This window comes from Paenibacillus sp. RS8, assembly GCF_041956825.1.
Lineage (GTDB): Bacteria > Bacillota > Bacilli > Paenibacillales > Paenibacillaceae > Paenibacillus_AQ.
Map to the genome: position 1 here is coordinate 2,133,101 of NZ_CP168131.1, position 20,445 is coordinate 2,153,545.

At 45.0% G+C, this 20,445-nt stretch carries 17 protein-coding genes; 11 read left to right on the forward strand and 6 right to left on the reverse strand.

Annotated features, from left to right (window positions below; translation table 11 throughout):
- Nucleotides 1-91: 91 nt before the first annotated feature.
- Nucleotides 92-1,378 (forward strand): aspartate aminotransferase family protein, encoded by a 1,287-nt coding sequence (locus ACDZ28_RS10915; protein WP_375104664.1) that lies wholly within the window; start codon nt 92-94, stop codon nt 1,376-1,378.
- A gap of 39 nt (nt 1,379-1,417) precedes the next feature.
- A complete protein-coding gene (locus ACDZ28_RS10920) occupies nt 1,418-2,302 on the forward strand; it encodes a UbiA-like polyprenyltransferase (protein ID WP_375104665.1) in 885 nt (294 codons plus the stop codon).
- Between the two features lie 922 nt (nt 2,303-3,224).
- On the opposite strand, the gene ACDZ28_RS10925 is transcribed toward ACDZ28_RS10920, so the two are convergent.
- From ACDZ28_RS10925 to ACDZ28_RS10940, 4 genes are all read right to left on the reverse strand, one after another.
- Complete coding sequence (locus ACDZ28_RS10925) at nt 3,225-4,205, reverse strand: polyprenyl synthetase family protein (protein WP_375104666.1); 981 nt, start codon at nt 4,203-4,205, stop codon at nt 3,225-3,227.
- Between the two features lie 18 nt (nt 4,206-4,223).
- Nucleotides 4,224-4,673 carry a hypothetical protein gene (locus ACDZ28_RS10930; RefSeq protein ID WP_042123771.1) on the reverse strand — a complete coding sequence of 150 codons (450 nt, stop codon included), beginning with the start codon at nt 4,671-4,673 and terminating at the stop codon, nt 4,224-4,226.
- Nucleotides 4,674-4,918: 245 nt separating this feature from the next.
- On the reverse strand, nt 4,919-6,799 hold the full coding sequence (locus ACDZ28_RS10935; RefSeq protein ID WP_042123773.1) for an FAD-dependent oxidoreductase: 1,881 nt from the start codon (nt 6,797-6,799) through the stop codon (nt 4,919-4,921).
- 48 nt (nt 6,800-6,847) lie between these two features.
- Nucleotides 6,848-7,738 (reverse strand): FMN-binding protein, encoded by an 891-nt coding sequence (locus ACDZ28_RS10940; RefSeq protein WP_341110263.1) that lies wholly within the window; start codon nt 7,736-7,738, stop codon nt 6,848-6,850.
- A 437-nt stretch (nt 7,739-8,175) separates the two neighbouring features.
- On the opposite strand from ACDZ28_RS10940, the gene ACDZ28_RS10945 reads away from it, so the two are divergent.
- From ACDZ28_RS10945 to ACDZ28_RS10965, 5 genes are all read left to right on the forward strand, one after another.
- Nucleotides 8,176-8,379 carry a CsbD family protein gene (locus ACDZ28_RS10945; protein WP_042123776.1) on the forward strand — a complete coding sequence of 68 codons (204 nt, stop codon included), beginning with the start codon at nt 8,176-8,178 and terminating at the stop codon, nt 8,377-8,379.
- Nucleotides 8,380-8,548: 169 nt separating this feature from the next.
- Complete coding sequence (locus ACDZ28_RS10950) at nt 8,549-9,961, forward strand: ATP-binding protein (RefSeq protein ID WP_375104667.1); 1,413 nt, start codon at nt 8,549-8,551, stop codon at nt 9,959-9,961.
- A 95-nt stretch (nt 9,962-10,056) separates the two neighbouring features.
- The gene (locus tag ACDZ28_RS10955; RefSeq protein WP_042123781.1) at nt 10,057-11,328 is read left to right on the forward strand and encodes an MFS transporter; all 1,272 of its coding nucleotides are present in this window, start codon (nt 10,057-10,059) and stop codon (nt 11,326-11,328) included.
- 24 nt (nt 11,329-11,352) lie between these two features.
- The gene (locus tag ACDZ28_RS10960; RefSeq protein WP_375104668.1) at nt 11,353-12,018 is read left to right on the forward strand and encodes an oxidoreductase; all 666 of its coding nucleotides are present in this window, start codon (nt 11,353-11,355) and stop codon (nt 12,016-12,018) included.
- 93 nt (nt 12,019-12,111) lie between these two features.
- A complete protein-coding gene (locus ACDZ28_RS10965; RefSeq protein ID WP_042123782.1) occupies nt 12,112-12,492 on the forward strand; it encodes a RidA family protein in 381 nt (126 codons plus the stop codon).
- Between the two features lie 82 nt (nt 12,493-12,574).
- Here the strand turns inward: ACDZ28_RS10965 and ACDZ28_RS10970 are convergent, their stop codons facing one another.
- Complete coding sequence (locus tag ACDZ28_RS10970) at nt 12,575-13,351, reverse strand: TspO/MBR family protein (RefSeq protein WP_375104669.1); 777 nt, start codon at nt 13,349-13,351, stop codon at nt 12,575-12,577.
- Between the two features lie 499 nt (nt 13,352-13,850).
- Between ACDZ28_RS10970 and ACDZ28_RS10975 the strand changes: the two genes are divergently transcribed.
- Together ACDZ28_RS10975 and ACDZ28_RS10980 are read left to right on the forward strand one after the other, a co-directional pair.
- Nucleotides 13,851-16,937 (forward strand): DEAD/DEAH box helicase, encoded by a 3,087-nt coding sequence (locus ACDZ28_RS10975; RefSeq protein ID WP_042123786.1) that lies wholly within the window; start codon nt 13,851-13,853, stop codon nt 16,935-16,937.
- Nucleotides 16,938-16,969: 32 nt separating this feature from the next.
- Complete coding sequence (locus ACDZ28_RS10980; protein ID WP_375104670.1) at nt 16,970-17,773, forward strand: hypothetical protein; 804 nt, start codon at nt 16,970-16,972, stop codon at nt 17,771-17,773.
- A gap of 50 nt (nt 17,774-17,823) precedes the next feature.
- Here ACDZ28_RS10980 and ACDZ28_RS10985 read toward each other — a convergent pair whose 3' ends face one another.
- A complete protein-coding gene (locus ACDZ28_RS10985; protein ID WP_076116925.1) occupies nt 17,824-18,498 on the reverse strand; it encodes a GTP pyrophosphokinase family protein in 675 nt (224 codons plus the stop codon).
- 305 nt (nt 18,499-18,803) lie between these two features.
- Between ACDZ28_RS10985 and ACDZ28_RS10990 the strand changes: the two genes are divergently transcribed.
- On the forward strand, nt 18,804-19,586 hold the full coding sequence (locus ACDZ28_RS10990; RefSeq protein ID WP_341110269.1) for a zinc ribbon domain-containing protein: 783 nt from the start codon (nt 18,804-18,806) through the stop codon (nt 19,584-19,586).
- 33 nt (nt 19,587-19,619) lie between these two features.
- A complete protein-coding gene (locus ACDZ28_RS10995) occupies nt 19,620-20,438 on the forward strand; it encodes a TrmB family transcriptional regulator (RefSeq protein WP_076116690.1) in 819 nt (272 codons plus the stop codon).
- Nucleotides 20,439-20,445: the final 7 nt, after the last annotated feature.

Genomic DNA, 20,445 nt, shown 5'->3' on the forward strand with positions numbered 1-20,445 from the left:
TTATGGGAACTAGCTATCGCCGCATGATAGGGTGGTGCACAGGACTCTATGAATAAGTTACTATTTTCACAAAAAGGAGAGAGAAGCCTTCATGGAACAACAAGACTATATCGGAAGAGAAGCGGTAGCATCCAAACGCAAGCAATATTTCTATCCTTGTACACAGCATTTTTACCGTGATGCTCCTCAGCTTGTTCGTGGTTCAATGCAGTTTATTTATGATGAGAAGGGTAAGTCTTATACCGATTTCTTTGCGGGAGTATCCGTAGTTGCTTGTGGACACTGTAATCCTGCTATAACGGAACGTACAATTGAACAACTGCAGCAGCTGCAGCATACGACAACGATCTATCTGACTCAACCGAGTGTAGATTTGGCAGAACGTTTGGAAGAGGTTATGCCGGGTGGGCTGCGTCGGACCTTCTTTGTTAACAGTGGCTCTGAGGCTAATGAGGGGGCTCTGCTGCTCGCTCGGATGTATACAGGACGTAAAGGGTTTATTGCGCTGGAGAGTGGCCTGCATGGCCGTACCAATCTAACTATGAGTGTGACCGGCCTGCCTATGTGGCGTACCGATAAATACTTGGATCATGACGTTGAGTTTATTCCTCGCCCTTATCATCCGGATTTATCGCTGGAGGAAGCGGCATCGTTATCCCTGGAATCACTAGAGCGGGTGCTTGAAGAGAAGGGGAATACGATTGCTGCCATGATCATAGAGCCAATCCAAGGCAACGGCGGAATGATTATGCCAACCCGAACCTACTTCCGTGATGTAAAAGCATTGTTAGAGAGATACGGTGTACTCCTAATCGCTGATGAAATCCAAACTGGTTTTGGACGTACTGGCAAAATGTTTGCTATGGAGCATTTTGATGTTGTACCCGATATTATAAGTATGGCCAAAGCACTCGGTAACGGAATTCCAGTTGCAGCCTTCGCTACCACCGATGAGATTGCCCTTGCCTTGAACCGCCCTTCTGCTTCCACGTTTGGGGGCAATCCGGTATCTGCTGCAACAGCCTTGGCTGTGCTTGATTATATTCGGGATGAACGGCTTCCTGAACGCTCGGTACAGCTAGGAGAACGACTGAAAGCAGGTCTGAAGGATTTGCAAGCTCGTTATCCTTCGTTGATTGTTGATGTACGGGGAACTGGCCTTATGTTGGGGGCGGAGCTAGCTGGTGCAGATGCTGAAGGCGCAGCGGCGCTTACAGATCAAGTGCTGGAGGCGATGAAGGACCGAGGTTATCTAATCGGCAAAAATGGTATAGGGCGCAATGTGCTAGCCTTCCAACCACCGATGATTATTACGGAAGAGGATATTGACGGGATGCTTAACGTCCTGAATGAAGTCCTTGCAGACCATAATGATTAATGGACTTAAACACAGTAGTGAAGAAAGAGGAATGCACGAATGGCGATTCTAAACATATGTAAAACTGCAGGTCTAAAACTTAAAATGTTCAGTGAACTGGTAATGTTCTCTCATACGCTTTTTTCGCTACCATTTGCTATTATATCGATGGTATGGGCCGCAGGGGGCTGGCCATCAGGACATGTGATGATCTGGGGACTGATTGCATTAATAGGCGCCCGTAATGGCGCCAATGCATTCAATCGGCTGGCGGACCGCACGTTCGATGAACAGAATCCCCGTACGGCACATCGACATCTGCCTCAACGCTTACTGGCGGAAAAAGAAGTTGTTGTCTTTGTTATTGTTAACTATGCCATTTTCATTGTGGCTTCAGGCATGCTTAATTTGCTCTGCTTGATCTTATCGCCGGTGGCTATCGTATTGATATCAACCTATTCTTACACGAAGCGGTTTACCTTTCTCAGTCATTTATATTTAGGTTTTGTTATTGCTTCTGCACCGATTGGTGCATGGTTTGCTGTAACCGGAAATATCGCTTTTACACCGTTTGTTATCGGAACAGTGGTTATGTTATGGATTGCCGGCTTTGATATTATTTACGGCACGCAGGATATCGAATTTGATCGGCGGCATGGGCTATGGTCGATTCCTAGCTTCTTCGGACTGGAGAATGCCCTGCGTATTGCAAAAGGTCTACATTTCATCATGATTATGCTGCTATTGTTCCTATATCTATGGCGTGATCTCGGCTGGATGTATCTGGTGGGCATTGGCATTGCGACGCTGCTGTTGATGACTGAGCATAAGATTATTAAACCATCGAATCGTAAGCTGATGAAGGTGGCTTCTTATAATCTGAATCAGGTGATCAGCATGGTGATATTATTGTGTGCGCTGATTGATTTTTTTTATGTTAGCTAGGGAGCTTGCGTTGGTGAGTCGGCCGGTTAGGAAGCTGCACTGCGTGGAATGTTGGACTTTCGGGTGAGCGCTATGCTTCTACAGTCCCAAAATTCCACGCAGTGAAGTCTTAACCATTGGCGCATTGCCTCCAAGCTAACAACAAAAGACAAAAGCCTACCCAACAGGGGGTAGGTAAAGGAAATCGGAAAGCTGGCTTATGCTGGCTTTCTTTTTTTGTTTTTTGTGATCAGCGAAGGATTGCTAGATCAATGCAAGGAGGTGAACTTAATCAAGGCAGAAGTTTAGGGAAAACCTCCCTAATTTTTCTCAGTTTATCGCTGTTAGGGGCTTATTTAGGGAATTTCTCCCTAAAATTTAGCTAATTAGTCCATAAACCATGCTAAATTAAGTTTTATTAGGGAGTAATTCCCTAATAACGAGCATTTCAAGCGATTATTAGCTAATTATAGGGAGGTTTTCCCTAATTAGTCCCTGAGAGACAAATCTCCAAGAACTGCTAAACACGCTCACGTCCCGCTGCGCTGCGTTCGGGCTTGTTTAGTGATACAACGTAGTGGGAATATTAGTAGTGAAAAAAGGTACAATATTATATGGATAAAAATGGGTTAATGTGAAATGATAAAGATAGTTAGGGAATGGAGGGATCTGACTGAATAATAAGATTACTTTCGCAATTGCCGTAGGACTGTGTGTGGTTGGTTTAGGTACGAGTTTGATTTCAGGAGCTAAGCTAATAGAGCTTGTTCCGGGGTATGCTGCAGTATTTTATTCAGTAATGCTTCTTAAGCAAAGAAATAATAGTCTGAAGTAAATATTATTACAAGAAACGCTTATTTAATCGAAAAAAACGGATACCTGCCCAAGTGAAAGGGAGATATCCGTTTTGGTATCCATTTTCGATTGCTTTAATAGCATCTGCTTAGCGATCGCGGCCAGCAAAATATTGCAGCAGCGTATCCAGATCGGCATGCGCCGGATAAGAGGAAAGCTGCTGAACAATAGCTGCGGCTTGATCCAGATAGCTCTGGCTAACCTTTTCAGAGCGTGATAGGGCATCGCTACTGTTAATAAGGGCGAGCACATGAGCTACCTCTGCGTCTGAAGAGTCAGGGCCGATTGCACGGATCACAGGTGATAGCTGTGGGTCCCGTAATGCAAAGAGTACAGGCAAGGTTACCTGACCATGGCGAAGGTCGCTACCGGCTGGCTTACCGAGTACAGCCTCAGACTGTGTGAAATCGAGCAAGTCATCTTGGATTTGAAAAGACATCCCTAAGGCTTCTCCGAAGGTATAAAGGAGGTTGGCAACTTCCTCGGTGCTTTCAGTAGATAACGCACCAACACGTAAGCAGGTAGCCATAAGTAGGGCAGTTTTGTTTAAGGATTTCTCCAAGTACTGCTCCATGGTAATGTCATAATCAAAAGCATGTTCCATCTGCTGATATTCACCCAGACATAGCTGTGCGGTAGCTACCGAGGATAAGTCATGGACGTACTTATTTTTGTCACCGGTATATTTACTTAGAAGTTCAATGACTCGTGCAGACATATAATTGCCGATATGAACAGCTGGCAATGTCCCCGTCTTCATATGTAAGGCGGGACCGCCCCGCCGTAACTCAGAACCGTCAATGATATCATCATGAATTAATGAGGCAACATGAATAAATTCAGCGGCAGCAGCTAATTGAAGTGCTCTACGACCTGTATCCTTTAGGCCGAATCGGCTGCCAACAATGACCATAAGAGGGCGGAGGCGTTTACCACCTGAATTTATAAGTTCAAGAACACTCTGCGCGAGCTGAGATTTCTTAGGAACATCTTTATCACGTGCTACAAGGTTTACGATTTCGCGATTGATTTCATTTATGTCTATATTTAAGGCTTCATGAAGCTTCATTTTATGAAATCCCACCTGTCAAATGGCTTTACTAGTGCGACTGCGCTGTCTGCACTCTTGAATCAAGAACTGTTCGATTCCAGCCGCCGGATCTTGTTCCGCGAAGTCTCCATTTGACCGTCTAATCTGCATTTTTTTGATCGAAGGAGCCAGGTAAGCAACTAGGTCGAGCTCACGGCATTTCACCGCAAACTGCAGATAAAAGCTATACAAATAATCTCCATCCAAAATGTTGCGGGTAAGGTCGGGATGATGTGGGATACATTCCATATGGCGCTCTGCTGCCAAAGTGAGAATAGTGTAAATACCCAGCAAATTGACTTTGCGGTTGTATTCCAGATCATGGCGTTCCAGTACCGAGAGTAGCTGTTCACATGCCGCCGGAGAGGGCTGAAGCTGGATTCCGGCAATAGGTGACATTTCAGTATGCAACAACCGGAGGGTATCTTCTATGAGTTGTTTGTTCACAAGATTCTCTCCTTCTTGTCGGTTTTGCCGGAAGAAACCATACCCCTGATCATCCCTACAAAACCATTCATTAAAAAAGAAATAAACCATTTCCTGATATTAGGAGGATTATTTCCTTCTTGTAAATAAGGAGAGTAATGTGTCCTAGGGACACATTACTCTGAAGTACATCCATATTTAACTATACTGACATGTAATCTACATATTTGTTTTAAAATAAATTACACGAATTCAGGGCATTATAATCAGTCGGTGTATAGATACCATCGTCTGACGAGCGGAACTCTCTTCCAATGTTTCTTAAGCCAAGGAAGTACATAGTAATCTAGGCCAAATGTGCTGCCCGATCCGCCGATGCAGGCGATACCCGCACCAACATACCATAACATTTCTGTAGAAGCCATTTTGGTCGACCAGATCATGACGGACATGGCTATCGTCGCTATAGAAGCAATAGCTGTGAACAGACCCACGATGAGCATAATACCGAACACGATTTCTGCACATACCATACCGATTTGGAACCATTTCGCGAGGAAAGTATAACTTCCGTCGTTGTTGTAGAACATCAAGTCCATGAACCAGTTCGTAATATTATATACGAATCCAGGAACTGGTAATGCTTCAACCGCTTCTTTTGCAGTGGATACTGCTGAAGCTGCAGATTGTGCGTCTACTGTTGTTTTAACTGCATCCACCGCTACGCTGGCTGCTGATGAAGCATCCGTTGCAAAAGGAGCGGCTGGAATCAGGAATATCTTGTTCGGATCTACCCAAATTTTCCGTAGCTTATCTATACCTTCATATAACCACATTCCACCAAGCAGCATGCGAAGCGGAACGAGCCAGAAGTTAGGTGAACGCTTGGAGAAGTGTCCGCCCAAGAAGCTCTTACGGTTCTCAACATGGAAGAACTCATGCATCATGTAAGTCCAAACTTTATTGAAGCCTACAACCTGAGACAGGTAGAACATATTGATAAAGTGTTTGGATAGCATTGCCATAAATCCAGTAAGCATAAAGAACTTGCCTGGCAAACCAACGTTTGCTACACCGTAGCGGCTACCGATGGATACCATGGTACCGTGGAAACCTGGTTTGTATGCTTTTTTAGCAGTGTTCTGAATGTCAGCTGCAATGTTACCAGCAACGATCGGAGCTGCTTGTTCAGCATTCTCAACCATTTGTGGTACAGGACGAGTTTCACCTTCAGGAATGAAGAAAATGTTGTCCCCTACTACATATACGTTCTTATGATCTACACTTTCAAGGTTCTCATTCGTAACAATACGTTTGCGGCCTTGTTGTTGTACTTCAAGTCCACCTACGATTTCGGAACCTTCAACACCTGCAGTCCAAACAATAGTTTGTGAAGCAACGACGTTTTTCTCACCAAGGGCAACACTACCTTCGCCTACTTCAGTGATCTTAGCGCCTGTAACAATTTCCACGTTCAGCTTGCGTAGGTGAGCTTCGGCTTTTTGAATCAGCTTATCTGGAAGGATAGGCAGAATCTTCGGAGCCATATCAGCCACAATCAATCTTACTTCGGATGGGTCGATATAGAACTCCTTGCATAGTTCCTCGCGTTGCTCAGCCATTTCCCCAACTAGCTCGACACCAGTGAAGCCGGCACCAATGATAACAAAAGTTAGCATTGCACGGCGTACTTCTGGATTTTTCTCCATAGCTGCTTTGGTATACATGTCGCGGATTTGACGCTTCAATGCTACCGCATCATCGTAAGACCAGAAGGAGAAGGTATTCTCTTCTGCACCTGGAATACCGAAGAAAGTTGGTTTGCTACCTGTACCGATTACAAGGTAATCGTACGCATAGGTAGTTTTGTTAGATTTGAGTTTCTTACCCTTGAAATCAATATTGCTGATTTCGTCAAGAACAACATTCACTTTAAGACCAGCAAAGATTTTCTTAAGATCGATCTTGATTGAATCCTCTGGAGCACGGTTCGCGGCAACCTCATGCAGCTCAGTCAATAGAGTGTGATATGGATTCCGGTCGATCAGAGTAATTTCAACATCTTTGTTTTTCTTAAATTTCTTTGCCAGTTTCTTAGCCGTGAGTACGCCGCCGTAGCCGCCGCCCAAAATGACTATTTTTTTCAAAAGAAATTCACCTCATTCGTCTGATTAACTGCAGAAGGTTATGCGAAATTATTTCGCGCCTTCGAGTGCTTTTTCAGCAAGTGTAAAATATTCACCAACATGAATACTCACGCCGGAAATTGCATCAGTTTTACCTTCAGCTGTAAGTTCTGGAGCAGCACCTTTTTCAAGGAAGTATTGCTCAACTTTAGCGATCTCTTCATGCCATTCAGCGGAAGCACCGCCAGCTTTCATACCGTATTTACCATCGATGGAGAATTGTTTCTTGTCGTCGCCAGCAGCATTTACACCACTGAATTTAACAGCAACAACGTTACCGTTAGCAACAGTCAAGTCAACAGTGGATTTCCAACCAGAGTCTTTATCCATTTCGCCTTCAGCATGGTAGCCTCCGTCTTTGTATTGACCAGGTTCAACAGGTCCAGCAGCCAAAGCAGCTTGAGCAGCCTTCACAAAGTCAGATACGTGTACAGATACGCCGGAGATAGCATCAGTTTTCCCCTCAGCGTCAAAAGTTATAGCTGCTGGATCTTGTTTTTCAATCAGGAAAGCTTCAGCTTTTGCTGCTTGCTCGTGCCATTCAGAAGAAGCACCACCAGCTTTCATGCCATATTTACCATCTTCGGAAAGTTTTTTCTTCATGTCGCCAGCGGTGTTTACGTTAAATGCATCCCAATCAGCTTTAGTGATCTTTCCACCTTCTACAGTTAAGAGTGCGAAATATTGCCAGCCAGTTTTAGCATCAACATCGGCAGTAGCATAGTAAGTTCCGTCTTTGTACTTAGCTGCTTCAGTTCCTGTGTTAGTGGAATTAGTAGCTGTACTGTTTTCTGTTGGAGCATTAGTAGCTGCCGGGGTGTTGTCTGTGTTGTTTCCACAACCTGCGAGCAAACTACCTAGGATAAGGGCAGTCGACAAGATTACTGATGTTTTTTTCATTTGTTATGACCTCCAAAAATATAGTTTAAAATATATATATTAAAATGTAAAACATTTTAATAGTAATGCGAAGTGATAAAAATCACTTTATAAATGATATTTGTCACTTTAATCATGGGGTGAAGTGCCAAACTCTAACAGTGTCATGACATATATCGGCATACAATAGAAAAAAATTTAACGATGTTGTTTCAGCTCCGAGGGCATTCTAGCACATAGAGCAGATAACTCATGTGAAAAAAATCACTTAAAAAATTAAATGTTTAATTTATATCTGGATTATATCAAATTTTAAAGGATTTGAATACCTTTTTTTAAACTATTATTTGACAGGATGTGACTTATTTTAGAACGGGTCAGATTCAGGGGGAATAGGACAGGGTAATGTAACGATAACACAGTACCCTAATTAATTCAGCTAAGGAGATGAGCATATAATGGATAACAACGTGTTTAAAGGAAAATGGAAACAGCTCAAAGGCGAGGCCAAGAAGCAATGGGGCAAGCTTACTGATGACGATCTTGATGTGATTGATGGTGAGAAGGATAAATTGGTAGGGAAACTGCAAGAACGTTATGGTCATTCGAAAGATGAAGCGGAAAAAGAGTATCAAAGCTGGGGACGTTCCTATCGTGATTAAGTAAATTAGCTAATGCTATAAATACCTAAATATATAATGTTATAGGAAGAGCGCAAATCGTATACGATTTGCGCTCTTCCTATGCAACAATTAGACGAACGGAGGTTAAGCTATGGTATTATTATGAGATGAAATCTGTAATTTATCTTGTGCTACCGGGAGCGAATCTATGGGGTATCTTAAAATATTTTTCGGGAATACCGCAATTCTTATAGCCGTGGCCTATTTGGCTAATCTGATATATAAACATACAATTTCAAATGCAACGGTAGGAATAAAGAAGGTAAGCTGGGTGATCCTGGCGATTTTTGCCGGTTGGGTCAGTACTCTTTTTGGTTATAATCTGGACGACCATGTGATCTTTGATTTGCGTTTTGTACCTCTAATTATCTCGACGCTGGCGTATCCTAGGCCTATTACTCTTGTGTTGATTGGTATAGGAACGGGACTTACAAGGTTAACCTTTGGGGTGAACGAGGCAGCGGTGGCAGGGATGATTAATTTGTTTATTTTGGGATTTATTTGCGCCGCACTTAGTTACTGGGTTAGACGTTCAACCCTCAGTATAGTGAATCAGGGTTTGATCGTTATTCTGATCATAAATCTAATGAATGCAATAAACATTATGATATTAGGCGTTATCCCAGTGGAAGAGTACATAAAAGAGATTATGCCAATTACGTTCCCTGCAGGGTTAATTCTAAGCATTTTATTTTCATTAATTATCCGTGATTTTCAACTTGGTCTCTTAAGGAATGAGCAGATCCAGCGTGCTAACGAACAGCTGTCTGCTCAGACTGAAGAATTGCATAAGAATAAGCTTGTACTTGAAGAACGTGCTAATCAGTTAATGATGGCATCTCAATTCAAATCGGAATTTCTCGCAAACATGTCGCATGAGCTTAGAACTCCACTGAATAGCATCATAAATTTATCGCAATTAATTGAAGAAAATGATGATTCACTTACTGAAGAAGAAATAAAGGAGTATGCGGCCATTATCCATCGTTCGGGGGATGAATTGTTGATGATCATCAACGATATTCTGGATCTGTCCAAGGTGGAGGCGGGACGACTGGATATTATAAATGAAGAATTAAATGTTAGCGAGATTCCAGAGTTGCTGGCTATGCAGTTCGCTGTGACGGCCAAGCAAAAAGGACTGGAATTTCATATCTCTATGGATGAGAATGTCCCTACAATGATTCATTCCGATCCACATCGAGTGCAGCAGATTCTGCGTAACTTGCTCTCTAATGCTATTAAATTTACAAAGACAGGTTACGTATCGCTGCAAATCCACAAGCAGGAAGGTGGGGAAGGGGATACCCTTCAGCGTTGGCTTGTATTTGATGTGGAGGATAGTGGTATAGGAATCCCGCCGGAGAAGCATGACATGATCTTTGAAGCCTTTCAACAGGCAGACAGAACTACTAACCGGAAATATGGTGGAACAGGACTAGGACTTTCTATTAGTAATGATTTGGCCAGATTGCTCGGCGGGTTCATTTCTATGGAGAGTGAGGAAGAGAAGGGAAGTACATTTTCACTTTATTTGCCCCTTGAAACGGATAGTGAGTAAAGCTCCAATATTATTTGGTGATTTGGCGTATTGACAGTAGATTGATGCGGAGTAGAATGAAGCCAATGCCGCATCAAAGGAGTGTTACCGCCTCTATGGACAACATGGAAAATAAACATCAGGTTACGGTTTCAAAACGTACTCGTAAACCCTCAGTACATCGCAGAAATCTGCGTATAGCAACATTGGAAGGTGTGCCTTCAACTATCTTTCAGGTACTGCTGCAAGGGCAGTTTCTAACAGGATTCCTTCTATATTTAGGAGCCTCCTCTAGTCAAATCGGATTTGTGCTAGCGCTTACTACATTAGTTAACGTGGCGCAGATCGGTGTAGCTTTTTTAATTCAGAAGTTGCCAAGTCGCAAATGGGCCATGGTTACTTTTATCGGTCTGCATAGGATACTTTGGGGTTCTACGGGACTGATCCCGTTTATTTTTCCTAAAGAATATTGGGTTATCGCATTTATTGCTTTATACACGACTGCTTTTATTGCCAATACCGCTGGTGGTGTGCTGTGGAGCTCAGTGATTAGCGATCTGGTTCCAGCGCGTGTACGTGGACGTTATTTTGGAATTCGCAACACGGTCCTGAATGCACTTGGAAGTTTGGTTATGTATGGCGGCGGTATTATTCTGGATCGTTATCCCGGTGGTCATGGTTTTCTGATTCTTTATATTGTTGTCTGGATCTTCTCGTTATCTAATGTCGTAGTGTTCTTTTTTTATCCGGATGTGCCTTTCGAGAAATCGGAAGAGCATAAGTTTTTGCCTATGTTTAAGAAACCGCTTAAAGATACATTATTTATGAAATCAACCTTGTTTCTGGCTGCCTGGCTGTTGTTGCAGAACCTAACGGTTCCGCTATATTCTTATGTCATGTTGCAGTTACTTCATATTAATTATGAAACGTTGTCATTGCTTAATGTGTCCCAGACTGTGTTTATGATGGCTAGCTTCTACGTTTGGGGTAATCTAAATGCGAAATACAGCAATAAGCGACTGCTGTTTTTTACTTTGCCTATTATTGCGTTGTCTTCATTGATGTGGGGACTCTTATCGGTGATGCCGATGCTGCCGGTGTTATTTGCGGCTCATATTGTTTTTGGTGTTGGTGTAGGCGGTTTCAACCAGCTGGCCTTTAATTTTATTATTGGAGACACGCCGAAAAAAGAGCGTCCGATGTATATGGCTACATATGCGGCGCTTACGGGTTTATCATCCTTTTTTGGTCCGCTTATTGGGGGGCAACTATATGAAAGAATTGCGCACTGGCCGCAATGGACTCAAGTATACGGTATGCAGCTGGTGGTAGGAACGCTGATGATTGCTCTTGCGTTTCTGCTAGGTCGTCGTATTCTAAAGGACTGAATAAGAAGTAAAGGGGGTTATTCCTTGTTAAGAATAGCAATGGTATTAGGCGCCACCGGATTGGTAGGCAAAGCGGTTACGGAGGAATTATTAAATCGCGATGGTTGGGAAGAAGTGAGGATGCTTGTACGGACACCGTTGGCCATAGAACATCCCAAGCTTAAGCAAATCGTTGTAGATTGGGAAAACCTAAGGAACTATACAGAATCGTTCGACGGGGTACATTCCATCTTCTGTTGTTTAGGGACCACGATAAAGAAGGCGGGTTCACAAGAAAAATTTGAACGAGTCGATCTACATTATCCTCTTGATGCTGCAGCCATAGCGAGAGAACAGGGTGTTAAACAGTTTTTGATCGTCTCTTCGATAGGAGCAAATGCGAAATCGCGTAATTTCTACAGTCGGACTAAGGGAAGGGCGGAAGAAGGGTTAACCGCTATTGGATTTCAAGGCTTGCATATATTTCGTCCTTCCTTGTTATTGGGCCAACGTGAAGAATTCAGATTAGGAGAAAGAGTCGGAGCTGGATTGATGAAAGTGCTGGATCCCGTAATGGTGGGCAAAGCAGCTCAATATCGTGCCATACCTGGCACAACAGTAGCAAGAGCTATGGTGAACATTGCGTCTGCAGATACCCATGGATTACATATTTATATGAATGAAGTAATTCATGTGATTGGGAAACGCTAAGCTCTCAGGGGCTCTAATAAATTTGCATTAAGACGAGAACAGGACTTACAATGAACAATAAATGATCAGCGCATAATGGAAAGGGGTAGTAAAATGAGCAAAAAACAAGTAGCTACAACAAAAGCACCCGGAGCAATTGGTCCTTATAGTCAGGCCATCACCACGGGTAGCTGGGTATACACTTCTGGACAACTTGGTCTGAATCCGGAAACGGGAAATTTGGCGGAGGGCGTACAAGAACAAGCGCGTCAAGCGCTTAGCAATGTACAAGCTATTCTTGAAGAAGCTGGTGCAACGCTGGACCATGTAGTAAAGACAACTGTTTTCTTAAAGGATATGAATGATTTCGCGGCTGTTAATGAGGTGTATAGCACCTTCTTTAAAGAACCTTATCCTGCTCGCAGTGCCATTGAAGTTGCGCGTCTGCCTAAAGATGGACTTGTTGAGATTGAAGCGGTAGCTCGGAAGAAATAAGGCGTTATCTTTTGCACTTTTATTATTTTTAACAATGGCAGGCTAAGGTGGGTAACCTTAGCCTGCCATTGTTATATTAGGATCAGTGACTTCTGTATCTGTTATACCTATTACGACGCGGTGTAAGCAGTAGCCAGATGCTGTAAAGCAGCAGGAGCCCTGCTGTAATCAGACCAGTGATATAGACATTGCTGGCCTCTTTTTGTTCCAAGGCAATCGCGATGAAAGCCCATACGAATACGAGTGGATAGATGCTATCTCGGTAAGGATAGCTGACCACAACCGCAAGCAGAGTCCCCACGCAGAGCATGATAACGGCCCAAGTGCTACCGCTAAGACCCCAACCTTCCCAATGATTCTTCTCCAGAACAACGCTGACGTTCACGATAGTGGCCACAGAGATCCAGCCAAGGTATATACTGAAGGGTAACTTCACCAGCCAATTCTCGCCTGAAGTAGGATTTGCGATCAGGCGTGTTTTTCTATAAATGACAATCAGTGTGATTAACATGAGCACCATAGCGACCAGAGAGAGCTCAATGTATAAATATTGCCAGAGGAAGAGCCAGCTCATATTAAAAATACAGCTCAGAACAAACCATATACCAATGGCTTGTATAGAATCCCGAGTGCTTGTATTTGGTCGGAATTGATAAATGACGAAGCCGGCTAAGAGTAGATAAATTAGTGACCAGATGGAGAAAGCGTAACCAGCAGGGGTCAAGTAGGTATGATATTTGTCGGAAATTTCACCGGTGCTGTTTCCGCCTAATGGCAAGGTCACTGAGAGTACATTGACAATGATCACACCTAGAAAGAACAGAAGATTCCACCACTTATAAGGATTATAACGTCTCAAAGAATTCACTCCCTAGCTTTTTTTAATAGGGTAATACCTACTTAAAATATACCCGCTTTCAGCACAATTAAGACTATAAAGAGAAAATAAATGACTTGTGAGTCACAATATTCATGGATAGCATGGTAGTGGTGCAGGGTATTTTACGATAGTGGCTAGAACATTGATTGAAAATATGCTGAAATGAATCAAATTTATGGGTGTTTCTATGTACTTCAACTTTATTTGCATAAAAATCTGCAGAAAAAATGCAGAAACGTTTTTAAATCAGCGCTTTTTCGTATAAGATGAAGAGATGAAGATTCAAGAGCAGATTAGTTTTATCCTAGTTCTTTATCCTTATATTTCTTACAGGAGCGTATCTCATCTCTAAAAGGATGGAGAAACTACTTCTACTTGTATAGCTTCAAAATTTATTTCTCGCGGAAAAGGTTGCAGTTACCACCAAAAGGTGGCGACTGGTTCTTTTTTTGCTTGCTTAAAAGACAGGAGATCACCGATGACTAAGCACCTTTATGCAATATGGTTGGGGGATGTGTTATTTTGCTTCTCTGGCGAAACTTCGGAGCCTAAGGTTGACGCTTGGACCCGAGTGGTGAAGCGGCTGGAGCTGCAGGGAGGAGTGCGCCCCTTTGCGAGTGCTGCTCTGCGGTTGGCAGAAGTGAAATATCCGGCTCCTCCTGTAGAGGGAAAGCCAGCACGACGTGGATTGCCCGGACGGACATTCGAAGGGCTTGCCTTAGTCCCTAGCGATGCATTTGAACTGCTTCTGGCATGGGATGAGACGTTGTGCCGAGATCAGGGAGTGGAGCCTGGCGGCGAATTGCGCTATTGGGCAGCGGCAGCCCGCTTTGCGCTGGAGCTGATGGGTACTGGGGGAGTTACGCCAGGAGCCTTGCCACCGCGTCCGGTAGGTTCGCGTCGACGTGGTGGTGAACAGGCAGCAACAGTCTGCTGGTCTCCGGCTTTTCGAAAGCAGGAGGATAAGGAGATCTTTCTGCAGCTGGCAGCATCCATGCCGGTGTTGGCTCTAGGGACGCATATCGCTGAGGCGGGGGATTTATCCTCGCGGGAAGAGGCTGGCGCCTATGTGTTGTACTCCTTTATGCAGGCAGTAATGACTGCAGAGATAAAGAAAGTGATTGCGGGCATTGAAAGTGAACTTACACCTTACAAAGCCAACTATCGCCGCGGTTATTCCCCTTTAACGGAGTTATGGTGGAATAGCCTTCTTACAGGAAGCAGGGATATACCTGTTCAGGGAACTCAAGCAGAGGTGACAGATCTTCTGGCTACCGTGAATGAGACCGCTGGAAGCGATGTGCCGCAATCTGAACCTGAAGAAGCGCGGAGCGGTCAGCTGGGTCTTGGGCTACGTCTCGAGCCACCTGGAGATAATGACGAAATCTGGCGGTTAACCTTCTGGGCAGAGAACAAGGAAGAGGGCGAATTCTGGATTCCGGCGAAATCCATCTGGAGCAGTAAGGAGCGAGAGTTTACGTTATGGGGCAAACGCTATCGCAATATACAGCAGCAGCTTCTTATAGCGCTGGGGCGAGCAGCAAGAATCTCTCCTGATATTCAGCGCGCTCTTGATAAGCCTGCACCCACGGGAGCGGATTTGGAACCAGAGCGTCTTTATTTCTTTTTGAAGGAGACGGTTCAGCAGCTGCGTGAGCGGGGAATAACCGTGCAGATGCCATCGCGCTGGAGCCGTGAGGGACGCCGCCGGATCGGCATGAAGATGAAAATGCAGCCGAATGTTAGTGGAATTGATAGTCCTGCACCTGTGGCTCTTGGGATGGAAGAGCTGATTTCATTCCGCATTGAAGCTTCGCTTGGGGAGAGTACAATCAGCGAAGAAGAATTGAACGCATTAGTGGAAGCTGGCGTACCTTTTGTACGTTTCCGCGGGGAATGGATTGAAGTAGACCCTAAAGAGATTCGCCAGGTTCTTAGATATATGAAACGACACGAAAATGGGGAAATGACCGCAGCCGATTGGATGCGGCTAGAGGCTGAGGATGGCGATGAGCGACTCTGGAAAGGGATGTCGGTCACGGGGATGGAAACATCCGGGCTATTGTCATCGCTGATGCGGGGAGACATTTTGCGTAATCTTCCGGTCCGCCCGGTGCCTGAAGGTCTGCATGGAACGCTAAGACCTTATCAGGAGCGCGGTTATCAGTGGCTTTCAGTCCTTAGTGGTCTGGGCTTTGGAGTGTGTCTGGCTGATGACATGGGTCTCGGGAAGACGGTGCAGGTCATCACCTGCCTGCTGGATCGGGCATTAAGTGCTCCACCTGAAGAGAAGCAAGAGCCTGTGCTGATTCTATGTCCAACATCACTTCTGGGGAACTGGCAACGGGAATTACAGCGCTTTGCACCTTCGCTCAAGGTTCACATTCATCATGGTGGACGCCGTGTGCGGGGGGACAGCTTTTTAGAACTGGCTGCCAGTCATGATATCGTATTGACGACCTATCACTTAGCGGGTCGTGATAGTGAGGATTTAGCGAATGTTCACTGGTCCACTGTGGTGCTGGATGAAGCTCAGTATATTAAGAATCATCGGACGAAACAGGCACAAAGTGTGATGAAGCTATCAGCGCCGCATCGCATAGCTATGACAGGGACTCCGGTAGAGAACAGACTAGGGGAATTATGGTCTATTTTTCACTTTTTAAATCCGGGCTATTTAGGGACCTACCATTCCTTCCGGCAGCGTTATGTGTCTGGTGAGGGGGGAGAACGACTGCGGGAATTGCATCGCTTGGTGTCCCCATTCTTGTTACGGCGCTTGAAGAGTGATCCGGATATCTCTAAAGATTTACCGGAGAAGCTGGAGCTGAAGTCTTATTGTCCGCTGACGGAGACACAGGCAGCCCTGTATCAGGGTGTTGTGGATGAAATGCTTGGTGTAATTGGAGAGAGCAGTGGGATGGCTCGCAGAGGACTCGTATTGTCTTCTCTGACGAAGTTGAAGCAGATTTGTAATCATCCACAGCTCTTCCGCAAAGAAGAAGGGCGGGGTCCGCGAAATGAACATTCCGGTAAAATGGAGGTCATGTTCGAGATTCTGGACAGCATTGCGGAAGTCGGAGAATCTGCGTTGATTTTTACTCAATATGTAGCAATGGGTGAGCTCTTGGTTAGCAAGCTGACTAAACGTTATGGAACGGCACCATTGTTCTTGCACGGCGGAATTCCAAAACGAGAGCGCGACGAGATGGTCCATGATTTTCAAGAGGGGAAAGGTCCATCCTTCTTCGTACTTTCGCTTAAAGCGGGTGGGGTAGGGCTGAACCTTACAAGGGCTAACCATGTTATCCATTACGACCGTTGGTGGAATCCGGCAGTTGAGAATCAGGCGACAGACCGGGCGTTCCGAATTGGTCAGGATAAAAATGTTCAAGTGCATAAGCTGATTTGCCAAGGTACGTTGGAAGAACGCATTGATGAATTGATTGAGCGTAAGAAAAATCTTTCCGAGCAAGTTGTAGGCTCTGGCGAAACATGGTTGACTGAGATGTCTAATCATGAGCTGAAGGAGCTTATTGAACTGCAGGATCAGGACTGGATGTAAGACAGATATGAGTTTTACGGAGGGATCAAACAATGAGTGAACGTTTAGAGATGCGGCTGGAAGTTGTGCCTGGATTAGTAAAAGCAGCATGGACGGTGCTACCTGGGAAAGTGACGGGAGGCTCACGGTCAAAAGGTGAATCGAATACCGGCGCTCCTGCTCAGGAACAACAAGCAAATCAACCTCTCTCTCTGAAGGTTCCGGTATGGCATGCTTCCCGAAGAAAAGAAATATTGCGAAGTCTGGCACTAAGTCCGGGAGAAGTATTTGCCTTGCTGCAAGGGCGTTTGACGGGTGAGCTGGCTGAACTTGAGCTTTTGCCTACAGATAGAGAGCTGGAGCAAGCCCTTTTTGAGGGTGAGGAAGTGGAGCATAAGGCGGAGACGCTGAGGCTTATTAAAGAACGTCTTGCTGAAGAGCCGTTACTGGCGCTTTCGCTGAGAGGATTTACTAAAGGAGAGCTCTTGGACGGGATTTTTGCCCTTTGGGCTGAAGGGGATATTTCCAGCGACGAAGCTGAAACAGAGGAAGAAGAAGTCTCATTTAGTGATCTTTCTACGGAATTGGCTCGGCTTGAACGCAAGGGTCCGGCTATTTCCTCTGGAGAATGGCTGGCAGAAGCGGCTGCTGAAGGTTCGCTACATCAGCCTGGGCCACAGTTCCATGAGATTGCAGCTAGACCGTTTCCTTCGCCGGTAGTTGTAGCTGAAGTTACAGAAGACTGGGGAACGTTGCTACCGCAGACACCTAAAGCTATTGAGGGATTAACTTTGATTATGCAGCGGGTTGCAGAAGCGTCTGCACGTCGGGCCAATAAGGGTCTGATTAGGAAGTAGCTGGACATACGAAAGCCGCATCTCTGATGAGAATGCGGCTTTTAATCATTCTAATGCTGTTCACTGGAGGGAGAATCACCCTCGGAAAGTTCTAGAATCTCACGGCGAAGACGCAGCATTTTCTGATCTAGTTCATCAGCGGCGCGCGCGGCTTCTTTTAGTTCCTCGGCAACATGGGAAGGAAGCTGTTTATCGAATTTATAATACAAAATATGCTCCATGCTTGCCCAGAAGTCCATAGCCAGGGTGCGCAGCTGTATCTCAGCCTTGACCCAGCGTGTTCCTTCCAGCAGGACGAGCGGGATTCCCACTATAAGATGAAGGCTTTGATATCCGTTTGGTTTAGGATGAGCTATATAATCTTTAATCTCAAGCACGCGGATGTCTTCGCGTGTACTAAGATGGTCTACTAAACGGTATATATCTTTAACAAAGGCACATACAATCCGCATTCCGGCAATATCGTGAATATATTGCTCCATATTTTCCAAGCTGAAACCGTAGCCTTTGCGCTCCATCTTTTGAAGAATACTCTTGGGTTCTTTGATTCGGCATTTGACATGTTCGATGGGACTGAAGCCGTCGCGGGATTGCCATTCCGTCTTGATTACATCGATTTTATTCTGAAGATCATTTAACGCGTGACGATAAAGGGCCGGCAAAGCTTCGAACTCGTTTACCAGTTTGGCGAAATCCTCGTTGCTGTTACCTTGCCACTGTTGCAGATCCTTAACGTGTACCTGTAGCTGACTAAGCGTAAGCTGTGTGCTCTCATGTTCTTCCACTGAAACTCTCCCGATTTCGTTATTTGTGATAATTCTATTTTAACCGATGTAGAACCTCTGACGCAAAATTACATTCAAAATCAGGAAATATAACCCATAAGTGTAAGGGGGAAGTGGCTTAATTCAATTAGTCTGGATTTTATAGGAACATTCTCCTCTAAATCGCGTATTAAAGCACATTAATGAATCTACTCGATACATTTGGTATGATAGAAACACGTATCGCTGGAGAGGGAGGAACTGTAATGAGTTTTATCAAAAAAATTAAAGATAGCGCGAGCCGGGTTACCGAAAAAGCCCAAAACTCAGTAGAGATCGGCAAGCTGAACGGACTTATTTCCGATGTTGAACAAGAAATGGAAGTTGAATTTACGAAAATGGGCAAGCTTTTTTACGAAGGATATCGTTCAAAGGATATGTCGGTAGCTGAAGGTAAAATGGTGGAGCTGTCCCGTAACTGTTCCAAGCTTCAGGAAAAAATCGAAGTTCTGCGGACACGAATTGCTGAGCTGAAAAATGAGCGGCTATGTTCATGTGGTCATATTGTGGCGCTTGATGCTAACTTTTGTCCAAAATGCGGAAGTAAGCTGGAGCCGTTGTCCGCTTCAAGAAGGGTGCCTTCTACACCGGTATTTGTTCAATCTGTGAATGAAGATGATGAAGATCAATATTATGGTGCGGATGAGCTTACGGATGAAGAGAAGGAGATTGCGATGAAGCTGCACCCGCAGAGTGTGGTGTATGCTGAAGTTCAGCACCCGGATGATGAGCTGCCACTCGAAGAATATAAGGCGAGTGAACAAGATATCGAGCGGGAACGTAAACAAGCTGAGCAGCTGGAACGTGAAAGAAAAAGACAACTTGAGCTGGATCGCCGGTTTGGGGAATGGCACAAGAATGAGCATCAGGAGGAATCTGCAGTCACTGAAGATAACGGTGTGCGAGATATGATCCAGTGCCAAATTTGTCGGAATGAATTACCTAAGGGCTCCTTATGGTGTCCGAGATGTGGATCAGAGCAAATATAGAACGGATTTCAGTCAGCTTAGGGGGACAACAAGATGGAACAGCTGCTGCTGCATCTGCGCAATCTGGGCTTCACGGAGATGGAGTCCAAAATTATGGTAGAGCTTGCGACAAAAGGCCAGGCTTCTGGCTATGAGGTTGCCAAACAGCTCGGAGTTTCAAGATCGAATGTGTACGCGGCGCTACAACGCCTTACGCAGCAGGGATATGTACGATGTGGCGAAGGAGAACCTGCGCGGTACAGTGTTCTCAATCCAGAGGAGCTCGCGACCATGATCTCGGGACGGGTGCAAGCTTCACTGGCATATATGGAAAGTGAGATGCCTCGCGGTGGACCTGTTAGCCCTTCGTTTTATAATGTGGAAGGGGACCGCAATGTATTGGGCGCTCTTATTCGCCAACTTAATATGGCTGAGCAAGAGATCGTAGTGGATATGTGGCGTGAGGAAGCGTCACTTCTGCGGAGTGAACTTGAACAGGCGGAGTTGCGTGGCGTTAGACTCTTATGGGCGTTTGACGGAGGCAATGCTGCTCCGGCCTCTTATCCGGTATGGCCGCCTCTCGGAAGAGATCCGCAGCGACAAGATGGACGGAAGTTCTCATTCGTGATCGATCGGAGCTGGTGTATGCTCGGGATGCGCTATGAAGATGGATCAGCGCAAGCGGTTGTAACCGAGCACCCGGTGTTAGTGGATCTGCTATTGAATCATTTTTCACAGGAAATGGTATTGTTCGAGCTGGAACAGGATATGGGCGCCGAATTAGAAGAACGTTATGGTGAACGTTACAGCAAAATTCACAGTAAATATGTAATGTATGATCCAGGCGATGATGGGGAAGAACAGGCGCAGTAGCTATTAC